We start from the raw sequence: 17,112 nt of genomic DNA on the forward strand, positions 1-17,112 counted from the left end.
ACGTGAACCGAACGGCGTAGGGCGCCGAAGGTCAGGGCGTGAAAGGCCCGACGAGGAAGGTCTCCGCCGCCGCGACGTCACCGGTGCTCCGAAGGCCTGACTCGGCGAGCCCGACCCGTTGCCACAGCAGCAAGTCCAGGCCTTCCGCAGGCCCTTCGACGACGGCTTCCGCGGTTTCGGCTGGATCGGCCGTTCGCGAACCGGGGACGTCGTTTTCGCCCGGCGGTGTGATCAACCAGGCGTGTCCGGTGTCGGATGTCTTCAGCAGCAACGGAACGGTGACCACGGGCGGGGTGTGCCAGCGCTTCACCTTCGGCAGCATGCCGAGGATGACCTCGTCCACGCCGTCTGCGGCGATGGACGGGTCGAGGGTGTACTCGGTCCCCGCCGCGCGGTGCGCGTCGAGCAGATGCACCGCGGTCTCGTGGACCTGGCGGCGGAACCAGAAGGCTTTGGTCTTGGCGGCGGCGGTGAAGTTCCAGGCGCCGTCTTCCGGGGAGGCCTCGCGCATCGCTGCGATGAGGCCGTCGGCGCATCCGAGGTACCAGGCACCGAGATCCGGGCCCGGTTCGACGCCGAAGTCCTGCGGCGCGGGGTTTCCAGTGCGCACGATCTCCGTGGCCCAGCGGTGGACGTTGCCGAGGTGGACGACCAGGTCACGCAGGCGCCAGTCGCCGCAGCACGGCACGGGCGCGGCGTGGTCCCCGGTGCGTGCCACCCGCGCGAAACCGGTGGTGAGTTCCCGCAGCCGTTCCAGGTACTCGTCCGGTGTCATCGAAGCTCCCCCGATCCGTGGACGGCGCGGCGATCCCGCGCCGCCCACGAGTGTGTCAGACCTCGGGGAACCAGAGCTTGAGCTCGCGCTCGGCCGACTCCGGGGAGTCCGAACCGTGCACCAGGTTGTACTGGGTCTCCAGCGCGAAGTCGCCGCGCAGGGTGCCGGGGGTGGCCTTCTCGACCGGGTCGGTGCCGCCGGCGAGCTGACGGAAGGCGGCGATGGCACGCGGGCCCTCGACGGCGATCGCGACCAGCGGGCCCGAGGTGATGAACTCGAGGAGGTCGCCGAAGAACGGGCGCTCCTTGTGCTCGGCGTAGTGCTCCTCGGCGACCGAGCGCTCGACGGTGCGCAGTTCGAGGGCGGCGAGCTTCAGGCCCTTGCGCTCGATGCGCGAGATGACCTCGCCGACGAGGCCGCGCGCGACGCCATCGGGCTTGACGAGGACCAGCGTGCGTTCAGTCACGGCGGTATTTCTCCTTGGGTGGGTTTCGTGCTATTCGCCCGGAGCCTACTGGGTGCTTCGCCGCTCACTTCACGTCGGACCAGGGAATGGCCTCGATACGCTCCAGGTGCTCCTCGCCCCACTCCCCCAGCGCCGCCATCGCCGTGTTGAGGGAATCCCCGAACGCGGTCAGCGAGTACTCCACCTTCGGCGGGACCTGGTGGTACACCTCGCGATGCAGCAGTCCGGTGGTCTCCATCTCGCGCAGTTGCAGGATCAGCACCCGTTCGCTGATGCCGGGCACCGCGCGCCGCAGCTCCCCGAAGCGCATCGGCCCGTCCTGGAGCGCGAACAGGATGAGCCCTTTCCATTTGCCGCCCACGACGGCGATCGCGGCGTCGAGGCCGCAGGTGAACGTCCGGTTCTTGGTCATCATCACTTACCTTTTTGTCAGTACCCGGCAAAATAGTAGGTACTTGATCGAATGTACGCGACGGTCCAGCATGAAGTCATCCCGAAGATTTCCTTTGACTGGAGCGAAAAATGCCGAAGACGCCGGTGACCGTCCTGGGCCTCGGTTCGATGGGCGCGGCCCTGGCGGGCGCGTTCCTCGCCGCCGGGCATCCGACCACGGTGTGGAACCGGACGGCCACGAAGGCCGATCCCCTTGTCGCGCTGGGAGCGCGGCGGGCCACGACGGCCGAAGAGGCTGTGCGGGCGAGTCCATTGGTCATCGCCTGCTTGACCACCTACGAGGCCACCCTCGCGGCCTTGGCGCCGGTTTCCTTGACCGGACGCGCTTTGGTCACCTTGAACAGCGGCTCACCGGCGGAAGCGCGCCGGATGGCCGAGTGGGCGACGAGCCGGGGCGCGCGGTTCCTCGACGGCGCGATCAAGAACGTGCCGTCGGCCGTGGGCGCACCGGACACACTGCTGTATTACGGCGGCGACAAGACCGTTTTCGACGAGCACCTCGAAACGTTGCGGGTGCTGGGTGGTGACACCGTCCACCTCGGCGAAGAAAACGATCTCGCGGCGCTGTACGAAACGGCCGTCGGCGGCACCCTGTTGCCCGCGCTGGTCGGGTTCTTCCAGGGTGCCGCCGCGCTGCGGTCGCGCGGGCTCGAAGCCGAGACGCTGCTGCCGTACGCCACCAAGTGGTTCGAGATGATCATCTCGGTGCTGCCGATGTACGCCAAGGAAATCGACAGCGGCGACTACTCGGATCCCGCCGCCTCGGTGGACATCTTCCACGCCGGCGCCGCCGCCGATCTCGGACTGGCCGAGGAAGGCGTCGACGTCGGCTGGCAGCTCCCGATGCACGACCTCGTGCGGCGGGCCGCCGAGGCCGGGCACGGCGACCGCAGCATCGCGGTACTGACGGAACTGCTCAGCGTTGGGGCTGCAGCGTCTTCGACCACAGAGAAGCGCCAGTAGCGTCCCGCAGGTCGACAGTGAGCGCACCGCTCCGTCCGTCGATGTTCACCTCGCCGAAGTGCTGGAAACCGTCGGCGGGCGAAGTGTTCGCGGCGGGCGGGGCGTGCACGAACACCGCTTCCGGCCCGAAGGTCGGGTCGAGCGTGTTCGGGCCGAACGCGCCGGCGTTGAGCGGACCGGAGACGAACTCCCAGAACGGGTCGAAATCGGTGAAGGACGCGCGATCCGGCGAGTAGTGGTGCGCCGCGGTGTAGTGCACGTCGGCGGTCAGCCAGACGACGTTGCGCACCCGGCGCCGCGAGATCTCCCGCAGCACCCAGGCGAGTTCCGTCTCGCGGCCGCCGGGCGCGCCGGGCAGGCCGTTGGCCACGCCCTCGATGGCCTTGCCGTCCGGCACGGTGAGGCCGATCGGGAGGTCGGCCTGGACGATCTTCCACGTGGCGGTGCTGCGGTCGAGCGCGTCGACGAGCCAGCGCGCCTGGCGGTCGCCGAGGATCCGGCCCGGCTTGGTCTGGTCGGCGGTGTTGGCGTCCTTGTAGGTCCGCATGTCCAGCACGAAGACCTCGGCGCGCGAACCATGCCGGAAGTTGCGGTAGACGCGGCCGTCGACGGCCTGGCGCCGGTCGATCGGATGCCATTCGTGGAACGCCTGGAACGCCCGCGCGGCGAGCACGTCGACCCGCTTCTCGGTGTATTCGGGACGGTCGTTGAGGATCTCACCCGGGTACCAGTTGTTCACGACTTCGTGATCGTCCCACTGGACATAGGCGGGCACGTTCGCGGTGAACCGCTTGAGGTTGTCGTCGAGGAGGTTGTAGGCGAACTGGCCGCGGTACTCGTCGAGCGTTTCGGCGACCTTCGACTTCTCCGGGGTGACGATGTTGCGCCACACGCGCCCGCCGGGCAGCGCGACCGTCTCGGTGAGCGGCCCGTCGGCGTAGACCGTGTCTCCACAGTGGAGGAACAGATCGGGACGGCGGTCGGCCATCGCGCGGTAGATCGTCATTCCGCCGCGTTCGGGGTTGATGCCCCAGTTCTGCCCCGCGACGTCACCGGACCACACCAGGCGCACGTCGGAGCGGCCGACCGGGGCGGTGGCGAACCGGCCGGTGACGGCCTCGCTGTACGTCCGGCCGTCGAGCGCTTCGGCGGTCACGCGGTAGTGGACCTCGGTCCCCGGCGGCAGGCCCGCGACGCGGATCTTGCCGGTGCCACCGGTCTCCGGGCTCATCACCGGCCCGCGCACGCGGCGGGCGTGCCGGAACGAGGGGTCCCTGGAGACCTCGACGATCAGCCGCGCGGGCCGGTCGGCGCGCGACCAGACGATGCCGGAACCGGTGGTGACGTCGCCGGACTGGACACCGTGAGTGAGCACCGGGCGGTCGCGGCGGAGCAGCGGGACGGGATTCGCGGCCGCGGTCGCGGTTCCGGGGAGGAGCAGGCCGCCCGCGACGGCTCCGGCGCCGGTGAGACCGGCTTTGAGCAGCGTGCGGCGGTTGTGGTGGGAAGCGGTCATGGCGCGGTTCTATCCCGCGGCGACGGCCGGTGGGCCAACGGCGGTTGACCTGGTGATGAACGAACGGACGGTAGCCGGCTCAACCGTTCGGCCGATGCTTCCCGACGCTCGCCGCCGGTAGCGTCGATCACCGGGGACGATCGATCCGGATGGGGGAACGATGCGGAGATTCCAGCGTGGTCTCGTGCTGCTCACCGCGGCCTTGGCGACGTCGAGCCTGGTGACAGGGGTTTCGTCGGCGGACGAGCTGGGCCGCACGAGGGCGGTGATCGCGTACACCGAGTACGGGATCCCGCACATCGCCGCGAAGGACTTCGACGGGCTCGGCTACGGCTACGGGTTCGCCGCGGCCAAGGACAACATCTGCGAACTCGCGAACACCTATCTGACGGTCTCCGCGCGGCGGTCCGCGCACCTCGGGCCGGCCGGCCAGGGCAATCCGGCGATGAGCGAGGCGAAGAACAACCTCGACAGCGACCTGCACTTCCAGCGGATCAACGATTCCGGCGTGATCGAACGGCTGCTCGCGCGGCCCGCGCCGCACGGCCCGCGGACGGAGGTCCGGGAACTCGCCGCCGGATACGTCGCGGGGTACAACGAGTATCTGAAGCGGACCGGCGTGCGGCGGATCACCGATCCGGTGTGCAGTGGCGCGGACTGGGTCCGGCCGATCACCGAACTGGACTTCTACCGGCACCTGTACGCCATCTCCTCGGTGGGCGGGCAAGGCGTGCTCGCGGCCGATCTCGCCCGCACCCAGCCTCCGTCCACAAAGGACGTTCCGGCCGCGGGACCGGAGTCGGCACCGAAGATCGCCGACGGACTCCGCAAGACCATGGGGTCCGGTGAGCTCGGCAGCAACGGCATCGCCATCGGCGGCGACGGAACGAAGTCCGGCGGCGGCCTGCTGCTCGGGAATCCGCACTATCCGTGGCAAGGCGGACGCCGGTTCTGGCAGTCGCAGCTGACCATCCCCGGCCGGTTCGACGTCGCCGGCGGAAGCCTGCTGGGGCTCCCGTTGCCGCAGATCGGGCACAACGCCGACGTCGCGTGGACGCATACGGTGTCGACAGCCGTCACGTTCGGCCTCTTCGAGGTACCGCTGGCACCCGGCGACCCGACGACGTACCTCGTCGACGGGAAACCGGAGAAGATGACCGCGCACGAGGTGAAGGTCGAGGTCCGGGAGCCGAACGGCGAGCGCAGGCAGGTCGGCCGCACCTTCTACGGAACGCGTTACGGCCAGGTGATCGGGTCGGCGTTCGGCGTGCCGACGCCATGGACGACGACGTCCGCGCATGCGCTGCGAGACGGGAACGCGGGCAATCTGCGCGCACTGAACACCTGGTTCGAACTGAGCGGATCGCGCAGCACCGAGGACGTCGCCGCGGCACTCGCGCACACCCAAGGTGTCCCGTGGGTCAACACCGTCGCCGCCGACCGGGCGGGCAACGCGTTGTACAGCGACATCCAGGTCGTCCCGCACGTCACCGACGATCGGGCGGCGAACTGCGGCACCCCGCTGGGCCGCGCGCTCTTCCCCGGCACCGGACTGTCCATCTTGGATGGTGCGAAGTCCTCGTGCGACTGGGGTTCCGACCCGGCCTCCTTGGAGCCGGGCCTGTTCGCACCGTCCCGGCTGCCGCTGCAGCAGCGACGCGACTACGAACTCAACGCCAACGACAGCGCCTGGCTCTCCAACGCCCGCGCGCCGATCGCACCACTCCCCCGGATCGTCGGCACGACCGGAACCCAGCGGTCGGACCGGACGAGGGAAGCACTGATCTCCACCGAAGAAGGCTTGACGGGCAAGGGTTTCACGCCGTCGTCGATGAAAGACATGCTGTACCGCGATCGAAGCCGCACCGCGGAACTCGCGGCCGCCGACACGGCGAAGATGTGCGCGGCCTTCCCGGAAGGACAGGCTCCGTCCACGTCAGGGCCGGTGCCCGTCGGCAACGCCTGCGCGACACTTTCGGCCTGGGACCGCACCTTCCGGCTCGACAGCCGCGGCGCGCTCTTCTTCGAGCGGTTCAGAAACCGGCTCAACGGACTCCGGAACATCTGGCAGGTCCCGTTCGACCCGAACCAGCCGGTCACGACGCCGCATTCGCTCGCGATCGGGAATCCCGACGTGCAAAAGGCTTTCGGTGACACGCTCGCCGAATTCCGCGCCAACGGCCTCCCCGTCGACGGCAGGCTCGGCGACAACCAGGCGGTGACCCGCGCCGGGCAGCGGATCCCGATCCACGGCGGGCCGAGCGGTCTCGGCGTGCTCAACGTGATCACGTCGCTGTGGGATCCGGCCAAGGGCAACCACGAGGTCGTGCACGGATCCAGTTACGTGCAGGTGGTCGGGTTCAGCGGCAAGGCCTGCCCGGACGTCTCGACGATCATGACGTACTCACAGTCGGCCGACGTCACCTCGCCGCATTTCACCGACCAGACGCGGTTGTACTCGCAGGGCGGCTGGGTGCGGGGGCGGTTCTGCGCCGCGGATATCGCGAGGTCACCGGAACTGCGGGTGGTACGACTCCGGTAAGCGCTCCCCATGTCATGAAAGGGTCGTTCAGGACATCTTTGTCCTGAACGACCCTTTCATGACATCCGCTGAACGCTACTGCGGTTGCTGCTGCTGACTCGGGAGCGTCCCGGCCGCCATCCGCCGCGCCACGTCCTTCCGCAGCCACAACAGCCACAGCCAGATTCCGAGGAAGACCACCCCGAGGATCGCCACGGCGGGCAGTGCGACGAAGAAAGCGATCAGCGCGACCTGCAACACCAGCACCGCGGGCACCGCCCAGGGCTTCTTCAGGAAACCGCACAGAACGATCAGCGCGACCGCGATCACGATCACCGACCAGCCGGTCAGCGAGCCGACGCCGCCGCCGAGTTTCGCCACCACCGGCAGCGCGAGCGCGACGGTGATGCCCTCCATGATCAGGGAACCTGCCATCACGCCGCGGAAGGACTTCATCGGGTCCTTGGCGGGCGGTTTCGGGGTCTCGTCGGTCACGCCGGCTCCTTACCGAACAGGGTCCTGGCCTCGCCCGCGGTGACGACCGAGCCGGTGACCAGCACGCCGCCGCCCGCCAGGGGCTCTTCGGGGTCGTCGCTCTGCTCGACGAGGCCGATGGCGGTCTCGATCGCGGCGTCCAGGCTCGGCTCGGCGACGACGCGGTCTTCGCCGAAGATCGAGATGGCGATGTCGTTGAGTTCGTCGAGCGGCATCGCGCGCGGGGACGAGTTCTTGGTGACGACGATCTCGGAGACGACCGGTTCGAGGGCGTCGAGGATGCCGCGGGCGTCCTTCTCGGCCATCACGCCGACCACGGCGACGAGGCGGCGGAAGGCGAACTCCTCGGCGACGGTGGTGGCGAGCGCCTTGGCGCCGTGGGGGTTGTGCGCGGCGTCGAGCAGCACGGTCGGTGCGGCGCGGACGCGCTCCAGCCTGCCGGGGGTCTCGACCTCGGCGAAGGCCTCTCGGACGGCTTCGACGACCAGCTGCCTGTCCTTGCCCGCACCGAAGAACGCTTCGACGGCGGCCAGCGCGAGCGCGGCGTTGGCCGCCTGGTGCGCGCCGTGCAGGGGCAGGAAGATCTCGTCGTAGATCCCGCCGAGACCCTGCAGCTTCAGCATCTGCCCGCCGACGGCGATTTCACGCTCCATCACGCCGAACTCGCTGCCGGCGCGGGCGACGCTCGCGTCGACCTCGATGGCGCGTTCCAGCAGGATCTTCTGCACGTCGGGGTCTTGATCGGCGATGACCGCGACGCTGCCGGGCTTGATGATCCCGGCCTTCTCCACCGCGGCTTTGGCGGGAGTGCCGCCGAAGTACTCGACGTGGTCGACGCCGATCGGCGTGATGACGGCGACCTCACCATCCACGACGTTCGTGGCGTCCCAGGAGCCACCGAGGCCGGTTTCGACGACCGCGGCTTCGACGGGGGCGTCGGCGAAGGCCGCGAACGCCATCCCGGTGAGCACCTCGAACTTGCTCATCGGCACCGCGTCGGGTCCGCCCGCGTTGTCCACCATGGTCACGTACGGCGCGACATCGCGGTACAGGTCGACGTACGCGGCGGCGGAGATGGGGGCGCCGTCGAGCGCGATCCGTTCGGTGACCAGCTGCAGGTGGGGGCTCGTGTACCGGCCGACGCGCAGGCCCATGCGGGTCAGCAGCGCGTCGATCATCCGGGTGGTCGAGCCCTTGCCGTTGGTCCCGGCGACGTGCACCACCGGATAGCCGCGGTGCGGTTCACCCATGAGGTTGACCAGGGCCGCGATCCGGGCGAGGGACGGTTCGATCTTGGTCTCGGGCCACCGCTGGTTCAGCTCGGCTTCGACTGCGAGCAGCTCGCGGCGCGCCTGCTGCCCGTTGGGGTCGGCCGGAGCGAACTCGTCGCCCTGGTCGTCGAGTTCGTGCAGTTCCACGTCCTCCGGGGCGACGAGGTCCGGCACGGGGCCGAGCGCGAGGTTGTCCCCCAGCTGCCCGATCCCGCCGATCCCGCCACCGGCACCGCCACCCGCCTGGTACGCGGCGTCGGGTGCGTCCAGATCCGGGTCGGTGTCGTCGGACGGATCGTGGGCACGTGCCCCCAATTCGTCGACACCGGCGAAACTGTCCAGATCTGCCAGGTCCGGGGATTCCTTGAAGTCTTCGGAATCCCGGCCGTCACCTCGCGGCACGAACTCTCCTTTTAGCCTTACTCCCTGTCGGACCGAGTCTACGTGCGGCTTTTGCTGGCACTCTCGACGCATGGGGTTCAACCACAACGACCACTACCATCCGCTGCTGCTCGACCAGCTGCCTCCCGGTCCCGGCGTGGCGCTGGACGTGGGCTGCGGCGGCGGACGGTTCGCGCGGCGGCTCGCGGCGACCGGGATGCACGTCGAGGCCATCGACCGGTCCGCTTCGATGATCGACCTCGCCCGCGCCGCCGGCTCGCCGGGCCCCGGCACGATCTCGTACCGGCAGGCCGACGTCGTCACCGAGAAGCTGCCGGAGGGCGCGTACGACTTCATCTCCTGCCTCGCGTCGCTCCACCATGTGCCGTTCGACACGGTCACGAGGCTGCGGGACGCGCTGGTCCCCGGCGGTGTCCTTGCCGTGCTCGGCCTCGGCAGACCCAGCACGTTCGCCGATTACGCGCGCGCCGCCGTGGCGTCGCCGGTCAACGCGCTGGCCAGGGTGATCGTGTACGCGGGCGACCGGCTCAACGGCGGGGTCGATCCGCTGCCGACGGCGCCGATCGACGAGACGTACCCGCCGATGAGCCGCGTCCGGCGCGACGCGTCCCGGCTGCTGCCGGGGAGCAAGGTGCGGAACCTGCTCTTCTACCGCTATCTCCTCGTCTACCGCAGGCCGGAAGATGATCACCCGATCTGACACCCCAAGCGGGTGAAACCGGTGCTCGTCCACCCGATCGGCGGCGCCGGGCGGGCCGGATCCGGTTCATTTTTGAGAGGCCATCCAGTCCGGAGATCGGGGTCCTCATGCGCTTAAGACGTGTCCTGTTCGCGGCCGTCTCGACCGTCGTCCTGCTGATCGCCTCCGCCACGGCGGCCACCGCCGCCGAGCGGTCCTACCGGAATTACGTCGCGCTGGGTGATTCGTACACCTCCGGACCGCTGATCCCGCTCCCCCGCCTCGACCCGCTCTTCTGCGGCAAGTCGACGCAGAACTACCCGTCGATCCTCGCCTCGGCGCTGCGGGTGCGCTCGTTCACCGACATCAGCTGCGGTGGCGCCGACACCACGAACATGACGCAGCGGCAGCGGGTGACCCTCGGCAGCAACCCGCCGCAGTTCAGCGCGCTGCGCGCGAACACCGACCTGGTCACCGTCGGTATCGGCGGCAACGACTACGGCGTCTTCGGCACGCTGGTCGGCACCTGCCCGTCGCTGCGCGCGAGCGATCCCACCGGGAGCCCGTGCCAGGACAGGTTCACCGTCGGCGGCGTCGACACCATCAAGGCCAAGATCGCCGACACCGGCAAGAACGTCGAGAAGGTGCTGGCCGGCATCCACGCCCGCTCGCCGCGCGCCGACGTGCTCGTCGTCGGCTACCCGCGGATCGCACCGGAATCCGGCTACTGCCCGAAGATCCTGCCCTTCGCCGAGGGCGACTACGCCTGGCTCAACGACGTCGAAAAGGCGTTGAACTCGGCGATCGAGAAGGCCGTCGCCGCCGACGGCAAGGCGACCTTCGTGGACACGTTCGGCCCGTCCGCCGGACATGACGCCTGCGCGCCGAACGGTGCCGCGTGGATCAACGGGCAGCACACGAAACTGCTCGCCGCGGCGGCGTACCACCCGTACCGCACCGGGATGGCGGGGGTGGCCGGAGTGGTCCTCCGTCACCTCCGCTGAATGCTATGAAAGGTCCTTTCCTTGCAAAATTTGCAAGGAAAGGACCTTTCATAGCGCTCGTCAGGAAGCAGGCAGCGTCGCCAACCGCGCGTTGATGCGCTCGATATCGGCCACCGCGGTCTCCTTGCGGGCCCGGATCTTGCCGATCACCGGCTCCGGCGCCTTGTCGATGAAGGCCTGGTTGCCGAGTTTGGCCTCGGCCTGCGCCAGTTCCTTCTCCGCCGCGCCGAGGTCCTTCTGCAGGCGCTTGCGCTCCGCGGCGACGTCGATCGTGCCGGACAGGTCCAGTTCGACGGTGACGACACCGGCCGACAGCCCGACCTCCAGCGACGCGCTCGGCGCGAAGCCATCTTCCGGCTGGGTGAGCCGCACCAGCGCGCGGATCGGCTCGTCGTGTCCGGTGATCTCGGCGAACCCGTCGCCGGACAGCCGCGCGGCCACCTTCTGGCTGGGCTTGAGGCCCTGGTCCGCGCGGAACCGGCGGACCTCGGTGACCAGTTTCCGCACGTCCGCGATCCGCTTGTCCGCCACGGCGTCGGCGTACGAGGAGTCCGCCACCGGCCACGGGGCGATGACCAGCGACTCGCGGCCGGTCAGCGCCGTCCACAGCTTCTCGGTGATGAACGGGATGAACGGGTGCAGCAGCTTCAGCACGGTGTCGAACACGTGCCCCAGCACCGCGCGCGTCGCTGTCACGCGGGCTTCGTCGCCCTGGAAGACCTGGACCTTCGACAGCTCCAGGTACCAGTCGCACAGCTCGGTCCAGGTGAACTGGTAGAGCGTGTCGGTGGCCTTCGCGAACTGGTAGTCCGCCAGGTACCCGGTGACCTCGTCGACGACGGTCCCGAGCCTGCCGAGGATCCAGCGGTCCGCCTCGGTGAGTTCGGCCGGGGCGGGCAGCGGGGCGTTCGCGTCCGCGCCGTTCATCATCGCGAACTTGGTGGCGTTCCAGAGCTTCGTGGTGAAGTTCCGGGAACCCGCGACCCACTCCTCGCCGATCGGCACGTCGGTGCCCGGGTTGGCGCCGCGGGTGAGGGTGAAGCGCAGCGCGTCGGTGCCGTAGCGGTCCATCCACTCGATGGGGTCGACACCGTTGCCCGCGGTCTTCGACATCTTCTTGCCGAACTGGTCGCGGACCATGCCGTGCAGCGCGATGGTCTTGAACGGCGCCTCGCCGGTGGCGTAGAGGCCGAACATCATCATCCGCACGACCCAGAAGAACAGGATGTCGTAGCCGGTGACCAGCACCGACGTCGGATAGAACTTGTTCAGGTCCGGGGTCTTCTCCGGCCAGCCGAGGGTGGAGAACGGCCACAGGCCCGACGAGAACCAGGTGTCGAGCACGTCCGGGTCCTGGGTCCAGCCCTCGCCGGAGGGCGGCTCCTCGTCCGGTCCGACGCAGACGACCTCGTCGTTCGGGCCGTACCAGACCGGGATGCGGTGGCCCCACCACAGCTGACGCGAGATGCACCAGTCGTGCAGGTTGTCGACCCAGTCGAAGTAGCGCTTCTCCATCTCCGGCGGGTGGACGTTCACCCGGCCGTCGCGCACCGCGTCGCCGGCGGCCTTCGCGAGCGGGCCGACCTTGACGAACCACTGCAGCGAAAGCCTCGGCTCGATCGGCTCCTTCGAGCGCTCCGAGTGCCCGACGCTGTGCAGGTACGGACGCTTCTCCGCGACGATGCGGCCCTGCTCGCGCAGCTTCTCCCGCACCGCGACACGGGCCTCGAAGCGGTCCATGCCGTCGAATTCGGTGCCAGTGCCGTCGATGCGGCCCTGCTCGTCCATGATCGTGATCATCGGCAGGTCGTGCCGCTGGCCGATCTCGAAGTCGTTCGGGTCGTGCGCGGGCGTCACCTTGACGGCGCCGGTGCCGAACTCCGGGTCGACGTGCTTGTCCGCGACGATCGGGATCTTCCGCCCGGTCAGCGGCAGCTCGACCTCGGTGCCGATGAGGTGCGTGTAGCGCTCGTCGTCCGGGTGGACCGCGACGGCGGTGTCGCCGAGCATCGTCTCCATCCGGGTGGTGGCCACGACGATCGCGTTCTCGCCGTCGCCGTAGCGCATGGAGACGAGTTCGCCCTCGACCTCTTCGTGCTTCACCTCGGCGTCGGACAGCACCGACCGCAGCTCCGGCGACCAGTTGACCAGCCGCTCGGCACGGTAGATCAGGCCGTCGTCGAAGAGCTTCTTGAAGATCGTGTTGACGGCCTTGGACAGGCCGTCGTCCATGGTGAACCGCTCGCGGGACCAGTCGACGCCCTCGCCGAGGCGCTTCATCTGGGCGAGGATCTTGCCGCCGTGCTCGTTCTTCCACTGCCAGACGCGCTCCACGAAAGCCTCGCGGCCGAGCTCGCGGCGGCTGGTGCCCTCGGCGCGGAGCTGCTTCTCGACCAGCGCGTGGACCGCGATGCTCGCGTGGTCCATCCCCGGCAGGTACAGCGTCTCGTCGCCGAGCATGCGGTGGTAGCGGGTGATGGCGTCGATCAGGGTGTGCTCGAACGCGTGCCCGATGTGCAGCGAACCGGTCACGTTCGGGGGCGGGATGACTACCGTGAACGGCGGCTTGTCCGACGTGGGGTCGGCCGTGAAGTAGCCGGCGTCTACCCAACGCTGGTAGAGCGAGGCTTCTTCGTCGGCCGGGTTCCAGGCACCCGGAAGGTCGGTCTGCTGCGGCTGGGCGTTCTCGGTCACAGTTGACAAGTCTACGAACCCTCTCCAGCGAGTTCCTCACCGGCCGTAACGCCCGCCGTTCCCAGCCGATGAGGGGATGTCGTCACGCACTGGGGAGGGGCGGGCTCTTGGAAGACCGGCAGCTGGAGACGCATCCGGATCTGATGGATCCGGAATGGCGCAAGCGGGCCGAACGCGCCGCCCGGCTCGGCGCGAAGCAGGACCTCAAACGGCGGCGGAAACAGCGGCCACGCCGCCGGTTCCGGATGTCCCGGTGGCACGTGGTGGTCCTGTTCCTGGTCATGACCGTGGCCGTGCTCGCGGCGGCGGTGGTGGTCGTGAACCAGCTGCGGGGAAGCTCCAGCTCCGGACAACCTCCGAGGGTGGCTCCGGTGCTCAGCGGCGTCGACCTCGCCCGGCCTTTCGACCGCACCCCCGCGGCGAACTGGCGCGAAGGCGTCGCCGGGATCACCGTGCCGCCGGGGCAGGCCATCGGCGGCTTCACCGCGCAGGAGGTCGACGCGGCGTATCAGACGGTGACGAAGGCCATCGCGGCCGCACGGCTCGGTTCTCGGGCACTGCGGGACCACGATGGCTCGGAACTGCTCGCCCTGCTGACCGCGAACGAACGCAAGCGGCTCGAACCGACGCTCACGAGCGGTCCCACCCTCGAAAAAGATCGGTACTTCACCCTCATCGGAGCGAAAGGGCTGTCGCAGGTGCCGCCGCGCATGACCGGGTCACTCACGGCGAAGCCCGGCGGCAACGGCGAGTTGATCGTCCACGCGAGTTACGCGGTCGCCTACGCCTTCGACGCGCGCCCGGACGAGGCCCGGTCACCGGCGGACATCGCCCCGTTCCTCCGCGAGGAACAGGACTACATGATCCGCAAGGCTCCACCGTTCGCGAAGGCCGACGCCGGGCTCAGCATCGGGGAAGGTTCGGGTTACCGCTCACGCATGGCCTGTGACGCGATCAAGACGGGTATCCTCGCGCCCCAGTACGCTGACAAGGACAGACCGGTCGTCGGCGTGCCCGTCGGCGACGATGCCGCTGCCTACGATCCGACGAAACCCCTGCCGTCGCTGGACACCTGCGGGTAGCGGGCCGAAACACTGGGGAAGAGGACAGAGATGGACGAAGAGGACCGGCGGATCGAGACCCACCCGGACCTGGTCGACCCGAACTGGCAGAAACACGCCGAACTGGACGCCTGGCTGGGTGCGAAGAAGGAACTCAAGAAGAAGCGCCGCAGGCAGCGCAAGGCGGCGGCCTCCGGTGGCGGCTACCGCGAGCCGGGTTCGAGCCGGTGGCCGGGCATCGCCGCGATCGCCTGCCTGATCGTGCTGGTCGTGGCCGCGGTGACGGTGAACGCGGTGCAGGAACGCGGCGTCAACGAGACGCCATGGTTCCCGCTGGACGAATCGCAGATCACCCGGCTCGTCACCGACGCCTGACCCCCCTCGGTCGCGCGCGGAGGCGGCAAGGCGCACGATGGGGTCCATGACCCGCGAAGCACCCGCGAACGACGTTGACGAGACACAGCTCGAGGTCGGGAAACCGAAGAGCTGGGCGGCCGGGATCCCCGGGGTCGCCGTCTCCCTGATGCGCGGCATGGAGCAGATGGGCGCCGCGCGCACGGTGAAGACGCTGCGCCTGCTGAACCAGCGCGACGGTTTCGACTGTCCCGGTTGCGCCTGGCCGGAGCCGCGCGAGGTCGACGGCGAGCACCGCAAGCTCGCGGAGTTCTGCGAGAACGGCGCGAAGGCCGTCGCCGAGGAGGCGACGAAACGCCGGGTCGGCCGCGAGTTCTTCGCCGAGCACTCCATCCACGATCTCGCGGACAAGACGGACTTCTGGCTCGGGCAGCAGGGCCGCATCACCGAGCCGTTCGTGCTGCGCGAAGGGGCCTCGCACTACGAGCCGATCTCCTGGGACGACGCCTTCACCCTGGTCGCGGACGAGCTCCGCGCGCTGCAGAACCCGGACGAGGCGATCTTCTACACCTCCGGCCGCACCAGCAACGAGGCCGCGTTCCTCTACCAGCTGCTCGTGCGCTCCTACGGCACCAACAACCTCCCCGACTGCTCCAACATGTGCCACGAGTCGTCCGGCGCGGCGCTCGCGGCCACGACCGGGATCGGCAAGGGTTCGGTGTCGCTCGCCGACATCCACAAGGCCGACCTGATCGTGGTCGTCGGCCAGAACCCCGGCACCAACCACCCGCGCATGCTCTCCGCGCTGGAGGAGGCCAAGGGCAACGGCGCCAAGATCATGGCGGTCAACCCGCTGCCCGAAGCCGGCCTGATGCGGTTCAAGAACCCGCAGAACGTCCGTGGCGTGATCGGCAAGGGAACCCCGCTCGCCGACGAGTTCGCGCAGATCCGGCTCGGTGGCGACCTCGCGTTGTTCCAGGCGATCGGCCATCTGCTCCTGAAGTGGGAGCAGGAGACACCCGGCACGATCGTCGATCGCGCGTTCGTCGAGTCGTCCACCGAGGGCTTCGAGGACTACGCGAAGCATCTGCGGGAGATCGACTGGACCGAAGTGGGCGCCGCGACCGGGCTGCCGCGTGAGCAGATCGAGCGGCTGGCGCGGATGATCGCGACGTCGGAGCGGACCATCTACTGCTGGGCGATGGGCCTGACCCAGCACAAGCACGCCGTGCAGACGATCTCCGAGGTCGCGAACCTGGCGCTGGTGCGCGGCATGATCGGCGAACCGGGCGCGGGCCTGTGCCCGGTGCGCGGGCACTCCAATGTCCAGGGCGACCGGACGATGGGCATCTGGGAGAAGATGCCGGAGTCGTTCATGGACAGTCTCGACGCCGAGTTCGGCATCAAGGTCCCGCGAGACCACGGTTACGACACCGTCGATTCGATCCGCGCGATGCGGGACGGCAAGGGCAAGGTCTTCTTCGCCGTCGGCGGCAACTTCGCCTCCGCCACCCCGGACACCGAGCTGACCGAGAAGGCGCTCAAGTCGTGCTCGCTGACCGCGCACGTGTCGACGAAGCTCAACCGCTCGCACGTCGTCCCCGGCAAGACCGCGCTGATCCTGCCCACCCTCGGCCGCACCGAACGCGACGTCCAGGCGGGCGGCGAGCAGTTCGTCACCGTCGAGGACTCGATGTCGCAGGTGCACACCTCACGCGGCAGGCTGGCCCCGGCCAGTGAAAAGCTGCTCTCCGAGGTCGCGATCATCTGCCACCTCGCGGAAGCGCTGTTCGGCGCCGGGCACCCCGTGCCGTGGCGGGACTTCCACGCCGACTACGACCTCGTCCGCGACCGGATCGCCCGTGTCGTCCCCGGCTGCCACGACTACAACGCCCGCGTGCGCGAGCCCGACGGCTTCGTCCTGCCGAACGCGCCGCGCGATTCCCGGCAGTTCAACGGAACCGCCAACGGCAAGGCGAACTTCACCGTCTCCGAACTCGAGTACCCGCAGGTCCCCGAAGGCAGGCTGCTGCTGCAGACGATGCGCAGCCACGACCAGTACAACACCACGATCTACGGTCTTTCCGACCGCTACCGCGGCATCGAGGACGCCCGGCGCGTGGTGCTGGTGAACCCCGAAGACCTGGTGTCGCTCGGGCTGACCGACGGCGCGATGGTCGACCTCGTCTCGGAATGGCGGGACGGCGACCGCCGGGCGCCGCGGTTCCGGGTGGTCTCGTATCCGACGGCGAAGGGCTGCGCGGCGGCGTACTTCCCCGAGGCGAACGCCTTGGTGCCGCTGGATTCGGTGGCGGACAAGTCGAACACCCCGGTGTCGAAGGCGATCGTGGTGCGGCTGGAACCGGTGACCGCACCTTAGGCTGCCCGCTTGGCGGTGCCGGGCGGGCTCGAACCGGGTCCACCGTGAAGTGGCCAACCCACTTCGCGGAAAGGCTTG

Annotated in this window: 14 protein-coding genes; 7 read left to right on the forward strand and 7 right to left on the reverse strand. The window is 69.1% G+C overall.

Translation table 11 applies throughout. From position 1 onward, the window contains the following. Positions 1–31: 31 nt before the first annotated feature. The 3 genes from ACLJO0_RS34850 to ACLJO0_RS34860 all read right to left on the reverse strand — a co-directional run bounded on the left by ACLJO0_RS34850 (position 32) and on the right by ACLJO0_RS34860 (position 1,653). Positions 32–775 (reverse strand): maleylpyruvate isomerase family mycothiol-dependent enzyme, encoded by a 744-nt coding sequence (locus tag ACLJO0_RS34850; protein WP_410583313.1) that lies wholly within the window; start codon positions 773–775, stop codon positions 32–34. 55 nt (positions 776–830) lie between these two features. Further along, positions 831–1,241, reverse strand: a complete 411-nt coding sequence (gene ndk / locus ACLJO0_RS34855) for a nucleoside-diphosphate kinase (protein ID WP_037310703.1) — start codon at positions 1,239–1,241, stop codon at positions 831–833. A gap of 64 nt (positions 1,242–1,305) precedes the next feature. Continuing rightward, positions 1,306–1,653 carry a winged helix-turn-helix transcriptional regulator gene (locus ACLJO0_RS34860; RefSeq protein ID WP_410583315.1) on the reverse strand — a complete coding sequence of 116 codons (348 nt, stop codon included), beginning with the start codon at positions 1,651–1,653 and terminating at the stop codon, positions 1,306–1,308. Positions 1,654–1,763: 110 nt separating this feature from the next. On the opposite strand from ACLJO0_RS34860, the gene ACLJO0_RS34865 reads away from it, so the two are divergent. Further along, positions 1,764–2,657: an NAD(P)-dependent oxidoreductase gene (locus ACLJO0_RS34865; RefSeq protein ID WP_410583317.1), complete on the forward strand. Its 894-nt coding sequence runs from the start codon at positions 1,764–1,766 to the stop codon at positions 2,655–2,657. Here the strand turns inward: ACLJO0_RS34865 and ACLJO0_RS34870 are convergent. Next, positions 2,611–4,173 carry an alkaline phosphatase D family protein gene (locus tag ACLJO0_RS34870; RefSeq protein WP_410583319.1) on the reverse strand — a complete coding sequence of 521 codons (1,563 nt, stop codon included), beginning with the start codon at positions 4,171–4,173 and terminating at the stop codon, positions 2,611–2,613. The genes ACLJO0_RS34865 and ACLJO0_RS34870 overlap by 47 nt on opposite strands. Before the next feature lie 160 nt (positions 4,174–4,333). Between ACLJO0_RS34870 and ACLJO0_RS34875 the strand changes: the two genes are divergently transcribed. Next, on the forward strand, positions 4,334–6,715 hold the full coding sequence (locus ACLJO0_RS34875; protein WP_410583321.1) for a penicillin acylase family protein: 2,382 nt from the start codon (positions 4,334–4,336) through the stop codon (positions 6,713–6,715). 75 nt (positions 6,716–6,790) lie between these two features. Here ACLJO0_RS34875 and ACLJO0_RS34880 read toward each other — a convergent pair whose 3' ends face one another. Continuing rightward, positions 6,791–7,189, reverse strand: a complete 399-nt coding sequence (locus ACLJO0_RS34880; RefSeq protein WP_125793108.1) for a DUF4233 domain-containing protein — start codon at positions 7,187–7,189, stop codon at positions 6,791–6,793. After that, the gene (folC, locus tag ACLJO0_RS34885; RefSeq protein ID WP_410583323.1) at positions 7,186–8,862 is read right to left on the reverse strand and encodes a bifunctional tetrahydrofolate synthase/dihydrofolate synthase; all 1,677 of its coding nucleotides are present in this window, start codon (positions 8,860–8,862) and stop codon (positions 7,186–7,188) included. Before folC ends, ACLJO0_RS34880 begins: the two co-directional genes overlap by 4 nt. Before the next feature lie 70 nt (positions 8,863–8,932). On the opposite strand from folC, the gene ACLJO0_RS34890 reads away from it, so the two are divergent. Then, positions 8,933–9,562, forward strand: a complete 630-nt coding sequence (locus tag ACLJO0_RS34890) for a class I SAM-dependent methyltransferase (RefSeq protein WP_410583325.1) — start codon at positions 8,933–8,935, stop codon at positions 9,560–9,562. Positions 9,563–9,669: 107 nt separating this feature from the next. Next, positions 9,670–10,545, forward strand: a complete 876-nt coding sequence (locus ACLJO0_RS34895; protein WP_410583326.1) for an SGNH/GDSL hydrolase family protein — start codon at positions 9,670–9,672, stop codon at positions 10,543–10,545. A gap of 60 nt (positions 10,546–10,605) precedes the next feature. On the opposite strand, the gene ACLJO0_RS34900 is transcribed toward ACLJO0_RS34895, so the two are convergent. Then, a complete protein-coding gene (locus ACLJO0_RS34900; RefSeq protein ID WP_410583327.1) occupies positions 10,606–13,239 on the reverse strand; it encodes a valine--tRNA ligase in 2,634 nt (877 codons plus the stop codon). A gap of 107 nt (positions 13,240–13,346) precedes the next feature. On the opposite strand from ACLJO0_RS34900, the gene ACLJO0_RS34905 reads away from it, so the two are divergent. From ACLJO0_RS34905 to ACLJO0_RS34915, 3 genes are read left to right on the forward strand one after another with little or no spacing between them, the layout of a single operon-like run. Beyond that, positions 13,347–14,321 (forward strand): hypothetical protein, encoded by a 975-nt coding sequence (locus ACLJO0_RS34905; protein WP_410583329.1) that lies wholly within the window; start codon positions 13,347–13,349, stop codon positions 14,319–14,321. 30 nt (positions 14,322–14,351) lie between these two features. Further along, a complete protein-coding gene (locus ACLJO0_RS34910; RefSeq protein ID WP_410583330.1) occupies positions 14,352–14,675 on the forward strand; it encodes a hypothetical protein in 324 nt (107 codons plus the stop codon). A gap of 46 nt (positions 14,676–14,721) precedes the next feature. Further along, complete coding sequence (locus ACLJO0_RS34915) at positions 14,722–17,034, forward strand: FdhF/YdeP family oxidoreductase (protein ID WP_410583331.1); 2,313 nt, start codon at positions 14,722–14,724, stop codon at positions 17,032–17,034. The last annotated feature ends 78 nt before the right edge of the window (positions 17,035–17,112 follow it).

Origin of the sequence: Amycolatopsis sp. lyj-108, assembly GCF_046549005.1 — a bacterium.
GTDB lineage: Bacteria > Actinomycetota > Actinomycetes > Mycobacteriales > Pseudonocardiaceae > Amycolatopsis.

Excerpts from the sequence above, each read along its gene's own strand:
- ACLJO0_RS34850 (WP_410583313.1), bottom strand. The coding sequence starts at position 775 with ATGACACCGGACGAGTACCTGGAACGGCTGCGGGAACTCACCACCGGT.
- ACLJO0_RS34860 (WP_410583315.1), bottom strand. The coding sequence starts at position 1,653 with ATGACCAAGAACCGGACGTTCACCTGCGGCCTCGACGCCGCGATCGCC.
- ACLJO0_RS34865 (WP_410583317.1), top strand. The coding sequence starts at position 1,764 with ATGCCGAAGACGCCGGTGACCGTCCTGGGCCTCGGTTCGATGGGCGCG.
- ACLJO0_RS34870 (WP_410583319.1), bottom strand. The coding sequence starts at position 4,173 with ATGACCGCTTCCCACCACAACCGCCGCACGCTGCTCAAAGCCGGTCTC.
- ACLJO0_RS34875 (WP_410583321.1), top strand. The coding sequence starts at position 4,334 with ATGCGGAGATTCCAGCGTGGTCTCGTGCTGCTCACCGCGGCCTTGGCG.
- ACLJO0_RS34890 (WP_410583325.1), top strand. The coding sequence starts at position 8,933 with ATGGGGTTCAACCACAACGACCACTACCATCCGCTGCTGCTCGACCAG.
- ACLJO0_RS34895 (WP_410583326.1), top strand. The coding sequence starts at position 9,670 with ATGCGCTTAAGACGTGTCCTGTTCGCGGCCGTCTCGACCGTCGTCCTG.
- ACLJO0_RS34910 (WP_410583330.1), top strand. The coding sequence starts at position 14,352 with ATGGACGAAGAGGACCGGCGGATCGAGACCCACCCGGACCTGGTCGAC.
- ACLJO0_RS34915 (WP_410583331.1), top strand. The coding sequence starts at position 14,722 with ATGACCCGCGAAGCACCCGCGAACGACGTTGACGAGACACAGCTCGAG.